Source organism: Mesorhizobium sp. M5C.F.Ca.IN.020.32.2.1 (assembly GCF_004023105.1).
In the GTDB taxonomy this organism is placed as follows: domain Bacteria; phylum Pseudomonadota; class Alphaproteobacteria; order Rhizobiales; family Rhizobiaceae; genus Mesorhizobium; species Mesorhizobium wenxiniae.
The window spans coordinates 1-459 of sequence record NZ_RZSX01001665.1; the positions used below are offsets into that span (position 1 = coordinate 1).

The window sequence follows — 459 nt, forward strand, 5'->3', positions numbered from 1 at the left end:
GACCGACACTGGCTCCAACTTCTTTGCTGCGTTTGCCGCCGGCAATATCGGCATCTCGCCGTCCGGCGCCTTCGCCATCGGCGCGCTGAACACGCAATACACAGACATCGACTACGGCGTCACCTTCCTGCCTGGCAAGGATGGCGGCTGGTCGTCGTTCGCCGGCGGCGACAATTTCGTTGTCACCAAGGGCACCACCAAGATCGCGGTGGTGAAGGAGTTCCTCGATTTCGCCTATTCGCTCGAAGGCCAGACCATCCTGGCGAAATATGGCAGCCTTCCGGTGCGCGGCGACATCGCCAATGAGGCGCTGAAGGAGCTCGACCCGCGCTACAAGGTCGCCGCAGAGGCCATGGCCAAGGGCCGCACGCCCTATTCGGTGGTGTTCAACGACCTGATCAACTCCGCCAACGGTCCGTGGAACCAGATGGTCAACGAGGTCTTCTTCGGCGAAGACGT

The 459-nt window shown here is 61.7% G+C and carries 1 protein-coding gene; it reads left to right on the forward strand.

The window, feature by feature from the left end:
- On the forward strand, positions 1–459 hold a 459-nt coding region (locus EOA86_RS38045; protein WP_128345902.1), incomplete at both ends, for an extracellular solute-binding protein.